Below are 14,271 nucleotides of genomic sequence, written 5' to 3'. Positions count from 1 at the left end.
CCCGGTCTGACCGGGCTGATGCGGAGTTGAGCGAGCGGGATGACTGATCTGTGGGCAGGACTGTGCCAGGCCTTTTGGCTGCTGGTGACGCTGGACGCGGATCTGGTGGAAATCACCCTGCGCTCCCTGCGGGTGACGCTGACCGCGCTTGCCATCGCCTGTGCCATCGCGCTGCCGCTGGCGGCCTTTCTGGCGGTGCGCCGGTTCCGGCTGCGGCGGGCCACGATTGCGGTGCTGAACGCGCTGATGGGGCTGCCGCCGGTGGTGGTGGGGCTTGTTGTCTATGTGTTCTTGTCCCGCGCCGGGCCGTTCGGTGTCTTTGGCCTGCTGTTCACGCCCACGGCGATGATCATCGCGCAGGTGATCATCGTGGTGCCGCTGGTGGCCTCGGTCGCGCATCAGTCCTTGCGGGAGCTTTGGAGTGATTACCACGATCTTCTGATCTCGATGAACGCAACCCAGTTCCAGCGCATCCAGGCGCTGCTGTGGGACGGCCGCCGCGCCTTGCTGACTGCGGCGCTGGCGGGGTTTGGCCGTGCCATCGGCGAGGTCGGGGCAATCATGGTGGTGGGCGGCAACATTGACCATGCCACCCGGGTGCTGACCACGGCGATTGCCCTGGAGACAGGCAAGGGGGAGTTCGCCATGGCGCTGGGGCTTGGGTTTGTGCTGATCGCGCTGGCGATTGCGGTCAACTTGGCGATCCACTGGCTGGGCCGCACCGAGAGCGAGGGGCGCTGGTGATGCAGATGTTTCCGCTGGTGGCCCAAGGCGCCCAGGTGCGCCGGCGCGGCAAGGTGCTGGTCGGCCCGGTTGACCTGACGCTTGGCGGGCGGGGAACATCCATTGTCATTGGCCCCAACGGGGCGGGCAAGACCACGCTGTTGAAGATGCTGCATGGCATTGTGCGGATGAACGGCGGCAGCCTGAACTGGGCCTGCCCGCTGGAAGAGGCGCAGAAGCGGCAGGCATTCGTGTTCCAGACCCCGGTTATGATGCGCCGCACGGTGAGCGACAACATCGCCTATCCCTTGCGGCTGACCGGCATGAGCCGCCGTGAGGCGCGCGCGCGGGCGGCGGACTGGGCGGGCCGTGTCGGCCTTGGAGAGATCCTGCAGCGCCAGGCCACCATGCTGTCAGGCGGCGAGCGCCAGAAGCTGGCTCTGGCCCGTGCCCTGGTGCGCGAGCCGGAAGTTCTGTTCCTGGATGAACCTTGCGCTGCCCTTGATGGCCGCGCCACCCGTGAGATCGAAGAGATCCTGGCCGATGCCTCTGACAGCGGCACGCGGCTGATCATGTCCACTCACAACATGGGGCAGGCGCGGCGGCTGGCGGATGAGGTTATCTTTGTCCTGGGCGGCCGCATTCACGAATTCAGCCCGGCGGAGGTGTTCTTTGCCGGGCCGCAAACGCCGCAGGGGCGTGCTTTTCTGAACGGAGATATTGTCGAATGAAACGTCTGATAGCCGGTGCCATTGCATCTATGGTTTTCGCCACCGCCGCGCTGGCGGAAGAGATGAAGATGGCGGTAACCACCTCCTTCCACAATTCCGGTCTCGCAGAGATCCTGCTGCCGGAGATCAAGAAGGATCTGGGCCTGGATGTGCAGCTGCTGGTGGTCGGCACCGGCCAGGCGATCCGGCTGGGCGAGGCGGGCGACGTCGACGCGATCCTGGTGCATTCCAAAAAGGCCGAGGAAAAGTTTCTGGCGGGCGGCAACGGCACCCACCGGCGCGAGATCATGTACAACGACTTTGTCCTCATCGGTCCCAAAGGCGATGCGGCCGGGGTGGCCGGGGCAGAAGACGCAGCCGCGGCGCTGCAAAAGATTGCCGGTGCGGAGGCGAATTTCGTCAGCCGCGGCGATGACAGCGGCACCCACAAGAAAGAACTGGCGCTGTGGAACGCTGCCGGGCTGGACCCCGAAGGGTTTGGGGATTGGTACCGCGCTGTGGGTGCAGGCATGGGGGCTGCGCTGAACACGGCGGCGGGCATGGATGCCTATATCATGTCGGACCGTGCCAGCTGGCTGAACTTTGGCAACAAGGCAGGGCTGGCGCTGCTGTTTGCCGGGGATCCCGTGCTGTTCAACCAGTATGCCTATATCCCGGTGAACCCGGAAAAGCACGGCCACGTGAAGAACGGCCTGGCGATGCAGCTGGAGGGCTGGCTGGTCTCTGACAAGGCGAAAGAGCTGATCAACGGCTACCGGATCAACGGCGAGACGCTGTTTGTCTTCAACGCAGAACAGTAACCGGGGCTGCCCCTGTTGAGCGTCCGCCGGACGCCGCGGCAGAGCTGAGCAGGGTGCTCCCGCCCATTCCGGGCATTGTAAATGCCCTGCACGGTTGGGCGTGGCGCCGTGCCGCGCCCAACTGCGAGGCGCGATTTCAGTTGCGCTGCAGCAGGCGGGAGTATTCCGCGTTAGGGTTCACCGCCCACCGTCAGCGTCACCCGGTCGCCGGCGAACCAGGTGCGGCCGAACTCGACCGGCGTTCCTGCAGTGTCCACGCTGACCGATGTCGTGCGCAGGATCGGAGCCCCTTCGCTGATCTGCAAATGCAGCGCTTGGGTGGCGGTGGCGAGCTTGGCAGCGATGCGGGTTTCGCGGCGGGTGTAGTCCTCGACCCCGCAGCGTTTCAGGGCCTTGGTGATCGAGCTCTCCTCCTCCAGTGCCTCGCGCAGCCCTGGCAGCAGCCCGGCCGGGAACACCGCTTGGGCTAGGGCGATGGGCTGGCCGTCGGCCAATGAGAGCCCGTCGTAAACCAGCACCGGGTCGCCCGCCGTCAGCCGCAAGGCTTCAGCCTCGCGCAGCCCTGCGGCGCGGGTTTCCAGAGTCAGCAGTTTCTTGCCCGGTATCCGTCCCTCGCGTGCGAGGTTCTGGTGGAACCGGACCCGCTTGCCAATGGGGTAGTCGGTTGGCTTGGCAGCCACGAACACCCCAGCACCTCGGCGCGAATGGACCAGTCCCTGCGCCGCCATGTCCGCCAGCGCCCGGCGCACGGTGTGGCGGTTGACCCCGAACCGCGCCGACAGCTGGGCCTCAGCCGGAAGCTTGCCGCCGGTCTCATACCGGCCCTGGGCAATGTCATCGGTCAGGGCGATGGCGATGGATTTCCAAACCGGGGTGCGGGCCATGTCATGGAACTTTCATAAGTCTTCGATTGCGCCGGCCGGGGCGACTCGGCTAACATTTGTCTAGTTGTATAGTTGATGTAGACAACCCGGCCAAGAGGCATAGACAGATGAAAACCACTTTTTCCGCAGCGGACCGCAAGGGCTGGATGAGCCTTCTGGCCACTGCTGACGAGGCCCGGCTGACAGAGCTGTGGCAGGGCTGCGGGATTGATCCCGTTTATGATTGGCTGCGCCCGCCCGAGGCCGGCGGCGTTATGGTGCGGGGCCGCATGGGCGGGACCGGTGCGCCCTTCAATCTGGGGGAAATGACTGTAACGCGCTGTGCGGTATCTCTGGAGGATGGCACTGTCGGTCACGGCTATGTGCAGGGGCGCAGCAAGGCCAAGGCGGCAATGGCCGCCAAGATTGACGCGCTGATGCAGACCGGTGCGGCGGCGGGCGTGCGCAAGGCAGTGCTGGAGCCGCTGGCCGAAGAGAGGCAGGCGAAAAAGAACGCGCGAGCCGCCAAGGCGGCGGCGACCAAGGTCGAGTTTTTCACCATGGTGCGGGGGGAAGACTGATGAGCCTGGAAACCCGGAATGCCGTTTATGCCGGCGGCTTCAGCAATCCTCCGGTGGCTGCGGCACATGCGTTCCGCGCCGCGATGAAGGCCATGGCCCGGCCCGGACAGGTTCAGGACGTCACCGGGGCCGTACCGCCTGAAGGGATATCAGTCGCGGCGGGCAGCCTGCTGCTCACGCTGTGCGATCCGGAAACCGGTGTTTATCTTGCACCGGGCACCGACAGCGGGGACTTGCGCGGCTGGCTGGCGTTTCACACGGGCGCGCCGGTTGTCCCGGCGGAGCAGGCGGATTTCGCGCTTGGCAGCTGGGAGGCGCTGATGCCGCTGGACCGGTTCCGCATCGGCACCCCTGAATATCCAGACCGCTCGGCCACTTTGATTGTCGAAACGCCCGGTTTCGCTGCCCCCAACGCGGTGCTGAGCGGCCCCGGCATCAAAGGCACAGCCCGGATGCAGCTGCCGGAACTAACTGCGTTCCAGAACAATGCCGCTCTCTACCCGCTGGGAGTGGACTTCTTCTTCACCTCGGGGTCGCAGGTGGCTGCGCTGCCGCGGTCCACCGGCATCACCAGGGAGGCCTGAGTCCATGTATGTTGCTGTCAAAGGCGGCGAACGCGCCATTGAGAACGCCCATGCTTGGCTGGCAGAGGAGCGCCGCGGCGATACCAGTGTTGCGGAGCTGAGCCTGCCCCAGATCCGCGAGCAGCTGAGCCTGGCGGTGAACCGGGTGATGGCCGAAGGCTCGCTCTATGATCCGGACCTTGCTGCTCTGGCGATCAAGCAGTCCCGCGGCGATCTGATTGAGGCCATCTTCCTGATCCGCGCCTACCGCACCACCCTGCCGCGGTTCGGCTATTCGCAACCGGTGGAGACCGGGGAGATGGCCTGCGACCGCCGGATCTCGGCTACCTTCAAGGACGCCCCGGGCGGACAGGTGCTGGGTCCGACGTTCGACTACACCCACCGGCTGCTGGATTTCAAACTGGCGGCGGAGGGTGAGGTGCCAGAGGCGCCGGTGTCCGAGCCGCGCCTGGAGGCGACCCCGCATATCAGTGAGTTCCTGCAGGGCGAGGACATTATCGAGCGCGAGCCGTTCTCGGACGGCGTGCCGGGCGATCTGACCCGCGAGCCGATGTCTTTTCCGGCAGGCCGCGCGGTGCGGCTGCAATCGCTGACCCGCGGCGATGAGGGGTTCATCCTTGGCATGGCCTACTCCACTCAGCGAGGCTACGCCCGCAACCACGCCTTTGTCGGCGAATTGCGCATTGGCACGGTGCCGGTTGAGATGGACATCCCTGAGCTGGGCTTTGCCGTTGAAATCGGCGAGGTGGAGCTGACGGAATGCGAAACGGTGAACCAGTTCAAGGGCTCCAAGACGGTGCCGCCACAGTTCACCCGCGGCTACGGGCTGGTCTTTGGCCAGTCAGAGCGCAAGTCCATCGCCATGGCGCTGGTCGACCGGGCGCTGCGCTGGGAAGAGCTGGGCGAGGATAACGTTGGCGCCGCCGCGCAGGACGAGGAATTTGTACTGAGCCACGCCGACAACATCCAGGCGACCGGCTTTCTAGAGCACATCAAACTGCCGCATTACGTGGATTTTCAGTCCGAGCTGGAGCTGGTCCGCAAACTGCGCCGGGAAGCGGCAGAGCTGGCTGAGACGCTGGCGGCACGGGAGGCTGCGGAATGAACGACTACAACTTTGCATACCTGGATGAGCAGACCAAGCGCATGATCCGCCGGGCGATCCTGAAAGGGCTGGCGGTGCCGGGCTATCAGGTGCCCTTTGCCAGCCGCGAGATGCCCATGCCCTATGGCTGGGGCACGGGCGGCGTGCAGGTCTCCGCCGCGACGCTGACGCCGGAGGATACGCTGAAAGTGATCGACCAAGGCGCCGATGACACCACCAATGCGGTCTCGATCCGCAAGTTCTTTGAAAAGACGGCGGGGGTTGCCACTACCGAGGAAACGGAGAAGGCCAGCGTCATCCAGACCCGCCACCGGATCCCCGAAGCAGAGCTGACCGAAGATCAGATCCTGGTCTACCAGGTGCCGATCCCGGAACCGCTGCGTTTCCTGGAGCCGCGGGAGACCGAGACCCGCAAAATGCACAGCTTGCAGGAATACGGGCTGATGCACGTGAAACTGTACGAGGACATCTCGCAGCACGGTGCGATTGCCACCGCCTATGCCTATCCGGTGAAGGTGGAGGGGCGCTATGTCATGGACCCTTCACCTATCCCCAAGTTCGACAATCCCAAGATGGAAATGGCGGCGATCCAGCTGTTCGGCGCGGGCCGCGAACAGCGCATTTATGCGGTGCCTCCCTTTACGCAGGTTGTGTCCCTGGATTTTGAAGACTACCCGTTTGAGGCCAGCAAGGCGGATCACCCTTGCGACCTGTGCGCGGCGGAGGACAGCTATCTCGACGAGGTGATCCTGGATGACGCGGGCAACCGGATGTTTGTCTGTTCGGACACCGATTACTGCCGCACGCGGCGTGACGCAGGCCATACCGGCCGCCTGGGAGAGGGAGCGGCGTAATGGAGAGCGTGCAAAAAGTCTCAGAAGTATTGGCGGGAGGGCAGGCAATGACGCCTTTGCTGCAAGTGAAAGACGTCGCCAAGATGTATGGCGCAAGGGTTGGCTGCACCGGTGTGAGCTTCGACCTCTATCCGGGCGAGGTGATGGGGATCGTGGGCGAAAGCGGTTCCGGCAAGTCGACGCTGCTGAACAGCCTGGCGGGCCACCTTGTGCCGGACCGGGGGGAGGTGATCTTTGACACCCGCGCTGACGGGCCGGTGGATACCGTCACCATGTCTGAACCGGCGCGGCGGATGCTGGGCCGCACCGATTGGGCGTTTGTGCATCAGCACGCCCGCGACGGATTGCGCATGTCCGTGAGTGCCGGCGGCAATATCGGCGAGCGGCTGATGGCCGTTGGCAACCGTCACTATGGCGCGATCCGCGAGCAGGCGGCCGACTGGCTGGGCCGGGTGGAAATTTCGGAGAACAGGATAGATGACCGCCCCTCAGCCTTCTCCGGCGGTATGCAGCAGCGCCTGCAAATTGCCCGCAATCTGGTGACCGGCCCGCGGCTGGTATTCATGGATGAGCCGACCGGCGGTCTGGACGTGTCGGTGCAGGCGCGCCTTCTGGACCTGTTGCGCGGTCTGGTGCGCGAAATGGGGCTGAGCGCGATCATCGTGACACATGACCTGGCTGTGGTGCGGCTATTGGCGGACCGGCTGATGGTGATGAAGGACGGGCATGTGGTGGAAACCGGGCTGACCGATCAAGTGCTGGACGACCCTCAGCACGCTTATACCCAACTGCTGGTCTCCAGCGTGCTGCAAGTCTGAGGACGGGGCGATGATTGAACTGAAGAACGTGAGCAAAAGCTTCACCCTGCATAACCAGGGCAGCGCAGTGATCCCGGTGATGCAGAACGCCAGCCTGAGCGTGAAGCCTGGCGAATGCGCCGGCCTGATCGGGGCCTCCGGCGCGGGCAAGTCCACCCTGATGCGTGTGATCTACGGCAATTATCTGGCGGCTTCCGGCAGCGTGGTCGTGGGCGGCGTGGATGTGGCCAAGGCCGAGCCGCGGGAGATTCTGGCGCTGCGCCGTGAGACGCTGGGATATGTCAGCCAATTCCTGCGGGTGGTTCCGCGCGTGCCAACGCTGGATGTCGTGGCCGAGCCGCTGCTGGCGGTCGGCACGCCGGCGGATCAGGCACGGGACAAGGCGGCCTCGCTTCTGGCGCAGCTCAACATCCCCGAACGTCTGTGGAGCCTTAGCCCCACTACATTTTCGGGCGGCGAGCAGCAGCGGGTGAATATCGCGCGCGGCTTCGCATATGAGTATCCGGCGCTGCTGCTGGACGAGCCGACAGCGAGCCTCGATGCGCAAAACCGCGCCACCGTGCTGGCGCTGATCGAAGGTGCCAAGGCGCGGGGGGCTGCGATCATCGGTATCTTCCACGATGAAGCGGCGCGCCAGCAGGTTTGCGACCGGTTCATTGATGTCTCTGGCTTTGCACCAAAGGCGGCGGCATGAGTGCGCGTGCGGCAAAGGGCCCGGTCATTGCCGTGGTCGGGCCGTCGGGCGCCGGCAAGGACAGCCTGATGTCTGCCCTTGCGGTCTCCGGTCCCCGGCTGCGGCTGATGCGGCGGGTGATTACCCGCGCGCCCGAGGCGGGCGGGGAGGACTACCAGGCGGTGACGGAGGCTGAATTCTCGGCCCTTGAGCGAAATGGCGTCTTCGCCTTGCACTGGCAGGCGCATGGCCTGCACTACGGCATCCCGCGCGACATTGAGACGTTGCGGGCCGGTGCCGGCGGCGTGCTGGTCAATCTGTCCCGGGCTGTGCTGCTGCAGGCGCAGGAGGTGTTCGGCGATTTCATCGTGCTGTCGGTGACGGCACGGCCGGAGGTGCTGGCCGAGCGGCTGTCTGCCCGCGGGCGGGAAGGCGCCGAAGAGGTTCAGCGCCGTCTGGCCCGCGCAGTCAATCCCTTGCCGGACGGGCTGCGCAGGGTGCATGAAATCGACAACAGCGGTGCGCTCAGTGCAGCTGTGAGTGCCGCGCTGGCAGCCCTTCAGCCGGAGAGGGCGTAGCGGTGGATCAGGTGAAACCTGCCGTCCCGTGCTTCGCCCGCCAGCACGATGCCGCGGATAACCAGCGGTGCAGGCAGCAGCGGGATCAGGCGCTCTCCCAGCGCCGCTTCGACCGCAGGCAGGTCGGGCTTGGGCAGTTTGCCGGTGAGCGTGATGTGAAACCGGAACTGCTCCAGCACATAGGGGTAGCCCCACAGGGTGAGGTTCTTGTCCTGCTCCGGGCTCAGGCCCGCGCCGCGGCGGCGATCCAGTTCAGCCTGGGCCGGCGGCGCGCGGAAAGGGTCCAGCTCCGTGACGCAGGCGGCGGCGAGGGCGTTCAGCGCGGTTTCATCGCCAGTGGGGCGCAACGCCAGGAAGCGGCCCAGTCGGGCCAGGTGCAGCCCATCGAGCGTCACCGGCTTCTGCGCTGCGGCCAGCGCCGCGCAGGCCGCTTCCAGTGCCGACTGGGATTGCCCATCAGACAGGCGCATCGGCGGCTTCAGGGTGGCATGCAGCCCGTATTTGCGCGGGACTTCTGTTATCGCCGCCACGTCCAGCCCGGTGTTTTCCGGGTGGGGCAGGCTGCGGCCTGTTTCCAGGTCCCAGCCCAGCCAGCTGGCGGCGAACCGGCACCATTCCGCGTCCGCGGGCGGAGCATAGTAGATCGCGTATCGCGTGAATGTCACATTGGCCTCCTAAACGTGGCCTTCCATAACTCGAAAGATGTGAAGCTCAGATGACAGAAGAGTTGATCCTTGCCAATGCCACGCTGGTGCTTCCGGGGGAAACCCGCACCGGCAGCGTGAAGGTTTCCGGCGGTGAGATCGCGGATATTGCGGAGGGCACTGCGGTTCCGGCGGGCGCCGTCGACTGCGGGGGCGACTATGTCTGTCCGGGTCTGGTGGAACTGCACACCGACAATCTGGAGCGCCACATCCAGCCGCGCCCCAAGGTGGATTGGCCGCATGCCAGCGCGATCATTGCCCATGATGCGGAGCTGGCGGGCACTGGCATCACCACGGTGTTTGATGCGATGCGCGTTGGCTCGATCAGCCGCAAGGAAAGCCGCTATGGCGCCTATGCCCGCGGGCTGGCCAGCGAGCTGCTGGAGCTTCGGGCGGCGGACGCGCTGAAAATCTCGCACTTCCTGCACCTGCGGGCGGAGGTCTGCTCGGATTCTCTGGTGGCAGAGCTGGAGGCCTTTGGCGAAGCGGACAGGGTCGGGCTGGTGTCGCTGATGGACCATACTCCGGGGCAGCGGCAGTTCCGCGACCTTTCTAAGCTGGAACAGTATGTGAAGGGCAAGCACGGGTTCGACGATGCTGCATTCCAGGCGCATATCGCGCATCTAAGGGAGCTGCGCGAGACCTATGGCGACTTGCATGAGGCGGAGGCGGTGAAGGCGGCCAAACGCTTTGGCGCGGTCCTGGCAAGCCATGACGACACCACGGCAGGGCAGGTGGCCGTTTCGGCAGGCCACGGCATTCAGCTGGCGGAATTCCCCACCACGGTGGAGGCCGCGCAGGCCTGCCATGCCCATGGCATCAAGGTGATGATGGGCGCCCCGAACCTGATCCGCGGCGGATCGCACTCCGGCAATGTGGCAGCGCATGAACTGGCGGAGCTGGAGCTCTTGGACATTTTGTCGTCGGACTATGTGCCGGCGGCTCTGTTGATGGCGGCAGTGAGGCTGGGCGACCTGTGGGGCGACACGGCGCGGGGCCTGGGCACGGTCACACATGCGCCGGCCGATGCGGTGGGGCTGCACGACCGCGGGCGGCTGCAGACAGGCAAGCGCGCCGATCTGATCCGGTTCCGTGTGACAGCGGGCGCGCCAGCGGTACGCGGCGTATGGTCGCGCGGCTTGCGGGTGGCCTGACCGCCCGGCCGCGGAGGTGGGAGACGCGCCCGCCCTCTGGGGCCGGGCGGGTTCTGGTTCAGCCGGCGCGGTAAAACATGTAGCGGCCGGGCGGGATGCCCTCGGGGCCGGCAAGCTTCTCGAACCCGGCCAGCGGCTGACCGGAAACAATCATGCCGCCTGGCACCATTACCCGGGCAATAGCGGGAGACAGGGCGGCGGCCTCGGCGACGTCCTTTTCCTTCACCCCGAAACCGAAGTCATAATGCGCCAAGGCGATCCGGCGGCCTTCACCGGCGAGCCGTTCCAGCATCGGTTTTGCCTCGCCCTGCAGAAAGTCCTGTTCCGGCGGAATGCAGGAGGGGTGGCATTGAAGCACCCTGTCAATCACCCAGATCCGGCGGGCGGGGAGGATTGCGCGCAGATGGTCGTAGGTGCGCCCGTTGCCAAGCCCCATGTCCAGAACATCGCCCTCGATCCTGTTGATCTGATCTGCGGCCCAGTTCAGGCCATCACGCTGGGCGGTCAGGCGGCGCAGCATGGAGTCGAGGCGGCTCATTCAGGACATCCTTTCATCATAAATCCAGGCTTCGGCCGGTCCAGCCAGCAAACGCTTGGCAAGCGCGGCAGTGAACTCCCAGACCTTTTCATCATGCACCAAGTGGTGGGTCAGGAGGCCGTAAGGCTCTGCATTGTCCGCATCGCCCAGGCGGCGCTCGCGCAGCTGGCGCGCGGCTTGCGCGATCAGCCGCTCCGGCGGCAGCAGGCTGCGCGAGCCTTTCCAGTCGATCGGATCCAGATGCGTGTTCACCCGCAGAAGCCCGGAGGCGGGTTTGGCGCTGCTGCGCGGGCCGAAAGTGGAGACCGCGGTGAAACCGGCTCCGGCCAGCCACGTCAGCATCTCCGGCGAGACGCGGTTCCAGGGCGGCACAAACATAGGCCGCAGGCTGGTGCCAAACAGCTTCCGCAGGCGGGTCAAGCCGCGCTCGGCATCGTCCAGCAGCTCATCCAGCGGCCGGTGGGAACCGAATTCCGCCTTCTTCTCGCCTGCGGGGGCGTGGTTCTGGTGCGCCCAGCCGTGCACCACCGGGATCAGTTGCGGATTGGCTGCAACAAAACGGGTCAGATCCGGGGTGACGCCCTGCGGGATAACCGCCAGATGCACCGGCAGATCAAGCGCTGCGGAGAGGTCCGCCAAACGGTCCAGTTCCGCCGACTGGGACATCGCGTCATCGTCCCGCCACCACAGGGGCAGCGTCAGTCCCGCCTCCTGCCAGTGCTCCAGTTCCCGGTCCAGCCCGCTCCAATCCGGTGTCATCCGCGCCCTCCCGCAAGTTCTGCGGCAATCTCCACACTCCGGGCGGCTCCGTCAAACCTGAAACCGCCTGCCAGCCGCGGCGGAGCCTGCATTGCTGCCTTGACCGCAGCGCATAGCGTTTCAGGGGTGAGGTCTGCTGTTTTGATCACCTCTATGCCGTTCAGCGGGGCGAGGCTGGCGGCACGCAAGCCCTGTTCGGTCTCATTGCCCGCGTCAAAGGGGATGAGGACCGCGGGTGTGCCGGCCTGCAGCAGGTCAAGCGCGGTGTTGTAGCCGCACATGCTGACAGAGGCGGCGGCGTGAGAAAGCATCTGCCGGAAGTCCTTGCGCGCCGGTTCCAGCAGGGCGGGGGAGCCTGCCTTGGCAAATTCTGCGATCCGCGCGCCAGCGTCCGAACCGCCGATCAGCAGGCGCCAGGGGGTATCCGGCATCTGCCTGGCCGCCTCCAAGGCGGCCCGGTACAGCGGCGTGCCCACGCTGCCTCCGCCAGCACTGACAAGCACCTCGCCGCGGCCTGCCTGGTCCGGGTGCGGGTCGGCGGCGGGCGGCGCGACATAGCCAGTATAGCGCAGCTTGCTGCCCAGCATCGGCGAGACCGGCCAGCTGGCCTCCAGTCTGGTGGCCGCGGGATCGGAGTGGACCAGCACAGCATCATAGTGCCGGGCAATAACTGCATCGGCCTTTACCGCCTTCTCCGGTTTGGAAGGCGGCGCGAGGATATCACGGATGGAGGACAGGATCACCGGGCGCCGGGGCAGCGTTTCGGCAGCCTCCAGCAGCGCAAGGAATTCCTGACGCAGGGAGCGGCGGCCAAAGGGGTAGAGTTCGGTGATCAGCACATCGGGCTGCAGCCCGCGCAGAGCTGCGCAAAGGGCGTCCTTGCGGCGGGTGAGATACGCTTCGCCGGCCAAAGAGCCGTCCGCGTCCAGCAGCCTGGTGAAATCCACCCCGTCCGAGCGCAGCGGCGGCAGCTGGATCACCTCGACCCCTTCGGCATTGAGCTGCGGCGCGGGAAATCCGCCAGAGGCCACCTGCACCCGGTGTCCGGCCTCGGTAAAGGCGCGTGCCAGCGTCAGGGCCCGCGAAAGATGGCCCGTGCCGAGGAGGTGGGTGACGGCAATCAGAACCTTCATGGCGTGTCCTCGCGGATCAGCCGCACAGGTTCAGCCCAGGGTGTGAGCGAGGCGCCGTCAACCTCCACCACAAACAGCCGGTTGCGTTTGATGCGGAAGGGGGCGGGGCCGTCGAAATTCCAGCCGTGGGCGCGGGCCAGGATCATCCGCATGATGCCGATGTGGCAGACCGCGACCGCATCCCGCGTCAGCCCGTGCAGCCACGGGGCTATCCGGTCCCAGACCTCTGCCGGGCTCTCGCCGCCGGGCGGGCGGTAGTGCCAGCCCCAGTCCTCGATATCGCGGAATCCGCTGGCGGGATCGGCCTTCAGGTCCACCCCGTGCAGCCCCTCCCAGCCGCCCCAGTTCATTTCGGTCAATTCCGGCGTGGTGCGGGGCGGGCGGCCTGCCACCAATTCTGCGGTTTCGGCTGCGCGCACCAGCGGGCTGGACCATAGCTCTGCGGCGTCCCACGGGGCAGGCAGGGCGTAACCGTCCAAATCCTCTCGGGCTTGCGCGTCCAGCGGTATGTCGCTGCGCCCCTGAATGCGCCCGGCACGGTTCCAGGCGGTGTGGCCGTGCCGCAAAAGGGCGAGGCGAATCATGTCTGTGTCTCCATCAGCGGGGCGGCGATGTCCCAAAACCGGCGGGCAGCCGCGGGGGCGAGGTGGTTCCGGGCGATGTACTCACGGGCCTCCCGGCCAATGGCGCTGCGCAGGGCGGGGCTTGCCAGCAGGCCGACCGTGAAAGCTGCCAAAGCCGCCGCGCCGTCTTCGGGGGCCGGGTAGGGGCGGGTCAGCAGCACATCGCGCACGCCGGGGCGGTTCTGGGCTGCAACCGGAAGCCCATGGGCCTGCGCCTCAAGATAGACCATGCCGAAGGCTTCGTTCACGCCAGGCCACAGGAACAGGGAGGACTTGATGTAAGCCGCCGACAGATCCTCGCGCGAGAGCTGTCCGAGAAATCGGACCTGGCTGCCAAAGGGGGCCATCAGCGCCTCAACTTCGGACCGGGCCGGGCCATCGCCTGCGATGTCCAGCCGCCAGTCACCAGGCAAGTGCGCAAGTGTCTCCGCGATGATGCGGTAAGAGGCGAGCTTGTCGCCCGGGCGCATCATGCCTGCGGTCAGCATCGGGCCGTCCAAAAAGGACGCGGCGGGCAGATCCTCAAGCGGCAGGAAGGGCGGAAAGGGGGCGACAATCTGGTCTCCGCAGCGGTCGCGCTCCAGCGCGAAACGGTCCTGTCCGGTGAAATAGAAGATCGCCGCAGCGGCATCGGCAGCGGCGTGGGCGGCTTCGGCAAATCCCGCCCACGGCCCGGTCAGGCGCTTTTTGGCGCGGGTGGATTCGATCTGCACATAGGGTATCTCGCGGGCGCGGGCCACGGCGGGGCCGATCAGGTCCGGCGCCTTGTAATAGTTGTGGTAGGTGACCCAAAGGTCTGCCGCCGGCATCTCCCGGATCAGCCGGCCGGTCTCGGCCTCTGCTGCTTTGCGCAGGTCTGTGTGCAACGCCGCATCGCCGCGTTTGTCATAGGACCTGAACTCCGAGACCAGCTGCACATCCGCGCCGCCGCTGCGAAGCAGGTCCATCAGGTTGCGGGCAATCTCGCGGTCGCCTGAGGGCACCGGGTGGTGCGGCGGCTTCATTGGCGCGTAAAAGGCGACCCGTTTTCCGGTTCCCGGCTGCATGACC

The 14,271-nt window shown here is 66.0% G+C and carries 18 protein-coding genes; 11 read left to right on the top strand and 7 right to left on the bottom strand.

Annotated elements, in window-relative coordinates; all coding sequences use genetic code 11:
- Positions 1–39 precede the first annotated feature (39 nt).
- The 3 genes from DAEP_RS0111565 to DAEP_RS0111555 are packed head-to-tail and all read left to right on the top strand — an operon-like array spanning position 40 to position 2,254.
- Complete coding sequence (locus DAEP_RS0111565; protein WP_027244766.1) at positions 40–744, top strand: ABC transporter permease; 705 nt, start codon at positions 40–42, stop codon at positions 742–744.
- Positions 744–1,454, top strand: coding sequence for an ATP-binding cassette domain-containing protein (locus DAEP_RS0111560; RefSeq protein ID WP_027244765.1), 711 nt, complete (start codon positions 744–746; stop codon positions 1,452–1,454). The genes DAEP_RS0111565 and DAEP_RS0111560 overlap by 1 nt, the downstream gene beginning before the upstream one ends.
- On the top strand, positions 1,451–2,254 hold the full coding sequence (locus DAEP_RS0111555) for an ABC transporter substrate-binding protein (protein ID WP_027244764.1): 804 nt from the start codon (positions 1,451–1,453) through the stop codon (positions 2,252–2,254). Before DAEP_RS0111560 ends, DAEP_RS0111555 begins: the two co-directional genes overlap by 4 nt.
- A gap of 170 nt (positions 2,255–2,424) precedes the next feature.
- Here the strand turns inward: DAEP_RS0111555 and phnF are convergent, their stop codons facing one another.
- Positions 2,425–3,138, bottom strand: a complete 714-nt coding sequence (phnF, locus tag DAEP_RS0111550; protein ID WP_027244763.1) for a phosphonate metabolism transcriptional regulator PhnF — start codon at positions 3,136–3,138, stop codon at positions 2,425–2,427.
- 107 nt (positions 3,139–3,245) lie between these two features.
- Between phnF and phnG the strand changes: the two genes are divergently transcribed.
- From phnG to phnN, 7 genes are read left to right on the top strand one after another with little or no spacing between them, the layout of a single operon-like run.
- Entirely contained in the window at positions 3,246–3,698 is a 453-nt protein-coding gene (phnG, locus tag DAEP_RS0111545) for a phosphonate C-P lyase system protein PhnG (protein ID WP_008557692.1), read from the top strand.
- Entirely contained in the window at positions 3,698–4,282 is a 585-nt protein-coding gene (gene phnH, locus DAEP_RS0111540; protein WP_027244762.1) for a phosphonate C-P lyase system protein PhnH, read from the top strand. Before phnG ends, phnH begins: the two co-directional genes overlap by 1 nt.
- Positions 4,283–4,286: 4 nt before the next feature.
- A complete protein-coding gene (locus DAEP_RS0111535) occupies positions 4,287–5,387 on the top strand; it encodes a carbon-phosphorus lyase complex subunit (protein WP_027244761.1) in 1,101 nt (366 codons plus the stop codon).
- A complete protein-coding gene (locus DAEP_RS0111530; RefSeq protein WP_027244760.1) occupies positions 5,384–6,241 on the top strand; it encodes an alpha-D-ribose 1-methylphosphonate 5-phosphate C-P-lyase PhnJ in 858 nt (285 codons plus the stop codon). The genes DAEP_RS0111535 and DAEP_RS0111530 overlap by 4 nt, the downstream gene beginning before the upstream one ends.
- Positions 6,242–6,288: 47 nt before the next feature.
- Positions 6,289–7,059 (top strand): phosphonate C-P lyase system protein PhnK, encoded by a 771-nt coding sequence (gene phnK, locus DAEP_RS0111525; protein WP_027244759.1) that lies wholly within the window; start codon positions 6,289–6,291, stop codon positions 7,057–7,059.
- A gap of 10 nt (positions 7,060–7,069) precedes the next feature.
- A complete protein-coding gene (gene phnL, locus DAEP_RS0111520) occupies positions 7,070–7,753 on the top strand; it encodes a phosphonate C-P lyase system protein PhnL (RefSeq protein WP_027244758.1) in 684 nt (227 codons plus the stop codon).
- On the top strand, positions 7,750–8,310 hold the full coding sequence (gene phnN / locus DAEP_RS0111515) for a phosphonate metabolism protein/1,5-bisphosphokinase (PRPP-forming) PhnN (RefSeq protein ID WP_027244757.1): 561 nt from the start codon (positions 7,750–7,752) through the stop codon (positions 8,308–8,310). The genes phnL and phnN overlap by 4 nt, the downstream gene beginning before the upstream one ends.
- On the opposite strand, the gene DAEP_RS0111510 is transcribed toward phnN, so the two are convergent.
- Positions 8,292–8,975 (bottom strand): DUF1045 domain-containing protein, encoded by a 684-nt coding sequence (locus tag DAEP_RS0111510; protein ID WP_027244756.1) that lies wholly within the window; start codon positions 8,973–8,975, stop codon positions 8,292–8,294. The genes phnN and DAEP_RS0111510 overlap by 19 nt on opposite strands.
- Positions 8,976–9,025: 50 nt before the next feature.
- On the opposite strand from DAEP_RS0111510, the gene DAEP_RS0111505 reads away from it, so the two are divergent.
- Positions 9,026–10,168: an alpha-D-ribose 1-methylphosphonate 5-triphosphate diphosphatase gene (locus DAEP_RS0111505; RefSeq protein WP_027244755.1), complete on the top strand. Its 1,143-nt coding sequence runs from the start codon at positions 9,026–9,028 to the stop codon at positions 10,166–10,168.
- Positions 10,169–10,226: 58 nt separating this feature from the next.
- On the opposite strand, the gene DAEP_RS0111500 is transcribed toward DAEP_RS0111505, so the two are convergent.
- From DAEP_RS0111500 to DAEP_RS0111480, 5 genes are read right to left on the bottom strand one after another with little or no spacing between them, the layout of a single operon-like run.
- Positions 10,227–10,706 carry a class I SAM-dependent methyltransferase gene (locus tag DAEP_RS0111500; RefSeq protein ID WP_027244754.1) on the bottom strand — a complete coding sequence of 160 codons (480 nt, stop codon included), beginning with the start codon at positions 10,704–10,706 and terminating at the stop codon, positions 10,227–10,229.
- The gene (locus DAEP_RS0111495; protein WP_027244753.1) at positions 10,707–11,465 is read right to left on the bottom strand and encodes a polysaccharide deacetylase family protein; all 759 of its coding nucleotides are present in this window, start codon (positions 11,463–11,465) and stop codon (positions 10,707–10,709) included.
- Positions 11,462–12,598 carry a glycosyltransferase family protein gene (locus DAEP_RS0111490; protein WP_027244752.1) on the bottom strand — a complete coding sequence of 379 codons (1,137 nt, stop codon included), beginning with the start codon at positions 12,596–12,598 and terminating at the stop codon, positions 11,462–11,464. Before DAEP_RS0111490 ends, DAEP_RS0111495 begins: the two co-directional genes overlap by 4 nt.
- The gene (locus DAEP_RS0111485) at positions 12,595–13,182 is read right to left on the bottom strand and encodes a histidine phosphatase family protein (RefSeq protein ID WP_027244751.1); all 588 of its coding nucleotides are present in this window, start codon (positions 13,180–13,182) and stop codon (positions 12,595–12,597) included. Before DAEP_RS0111485 ends, DAEP_RS0111490 begins: the two co-directional genes overlap by 4 nt.
- A complete protein-coding gene (locus DAEP_RS0111480) occupies positions 13,179–14,267 on the bottom strand; it encodes a glycosyltransferase (protein ID WP_027244750.1) in 1,089 nt (362 codons plus the stop codon). The genes DAEP_RS0111485 and DAEP_RS0111480 overlap by 4 nt, the downstream gene beginning before the upstream one ends.
- Positions 14,268–14,271 lie beyond the last annotated feature (4 nt).

The sequence above is a fragment of the Leisingera daeponensis DSM 23529 genome (assembly GCF_000473145.1).
GTDB classification, from domain to species: Bacteria; Pseudomonadota; Alphaproteobacteria; order Rhodobacterales; family Rhodobacteraceae; genus Leisingera; species Leisingera daeponensis.
Note: the sequence above shows the minus strand (reverse complement) of the source record. Positions and strands in the feature narration are given on the sequence as shown.

What these genes read in the sequence shown, in the direction of transcription:
- DAEP_RS0111490 (WP_027244752.1), bottom strand. Translation starts at nt 12,598, where the DNA reads ATGAAGGTTCTGATTGCCGTCACCCACCTCCTCGGCACGGGCCATCTT.
- phnH (WP_027244762.1), top strand. Translation starts at nt 3,698, where the DNA reads ATGAGCCTGGAAACCCGGAATGCCGTTTATGCCGGCGGCTTCAGCAAT.
- DAEP_RS0111485 (WP_027244751.1), bottom strand. Translation starts at nt 13,182, where the DNA reads ATGATTCGCCTCGCCCTTTTGCGGCACGGCCACACCGCCTGGAACCGT.
- phnL (WP_027244758.1), top strand. Translation starts at nt 7,070, where the DNA reads ATGATTGAACTGAAGAACGTGAGCAAAAGCTTCACCCTGCATAACCAG.
- DAEP_RS0111495 (WP_027244753.1), bottom strand. Translation starts at nt 11,465, where the DNA reads ATGACACCGGATTGGAGCGGGCTGGACCGGGAACTGGAGCACTGGCAG.
- DAEP_RS0111480 (WP_027244750.1), bottom strand. Translation starts at nt 14,267, where the DNA reads ATGCAGCCGGGAACCGGAAAACGGGTCGCCTTTTACGCGCCAATGAAG.
- phnN (WP_027244757.1), top strand. Translation starts at nt 7,750, where the DNA reads ATGAGTGCGCGTGCGGCAAAGGGCCCGGTCATTGCCGTGGTCGGGCCG.
- DAEP_RS0111535 (WP_027244761.1), top strand. Translation starts at nt 4,287, where the DNA reads ATGTATGTTGCTGTCAAAGGCGGCGAACGCGCCATTGAGAACGCCCAT.
- DAEP_RS0111500 (WP_027244754.1), bottom strand. Translation starts at nt 10,706, where the DNA reads ATGAGCCGCCTCGACTCCATGCTGCGCCGCCTGACCGCCCAGCGTGAT.
- DAEP_RS0111530 (WP_027244760.1), top strand. Translation starts at nt 5,384, where the DNA reads ATGAACGACTACAACTTTGCATACCTGGATGAGCAGACCAAGCGCATG.
- DAEP_RS0111555 (WP_027244764.1), top strand. Translation starts at nt 1,451, where the DNA reads ATGAAACGTCTGATAGCCGGTGCCATTGCATCTATGGTTTTCGCCACC.
- DAEP_RS0111505 (WP_027244755.1), top strand. Translation starts at nt 9,026, where the DNA reads ATGACAGAAGAGTTGATCCTTGCCAATGCCACGCTGGTGCTTCCGGGG.
- phnK (WP_027244759.1), top strand. Translation starts at nt 6,289, where the DNA reads ATGACGCCTTTGCTGCAAGTGAAAGACGTCGCCAAGATGTATGGCGCA.
- DAEP_RS0111565 (WP_027244766.1), top strand. Translation starts at nt 40, where the DNA reads ATGACTGATCTGTGGGCAGGACTGTGCCAGGCCTTTTGGCTGCTGGTG.
- DAEP_RS0111560 (WP_027244765.1), top strand. Translation starts at nt 744, where the DNA reads ATGCAGATGTTTCCGCTGGTGGCCCAAGGCGCCCAGGTGCGCCGGCGC.
- phnG (WP_008557692.1), top strand. Translation starts at nt 3,246, where the DNA reads ATGAAAACCACTTTTTCCGCAGCGGACCGCAAGGGCTGGATGAGCCTT.
- phnF (WP_027244763.1), bottom strand. Translation starts at nt 3,138, where the DNA reads ATGGCCCGCACCCCGGTTTGGAAATCCATCGCCATCGCCCTGACCGAT.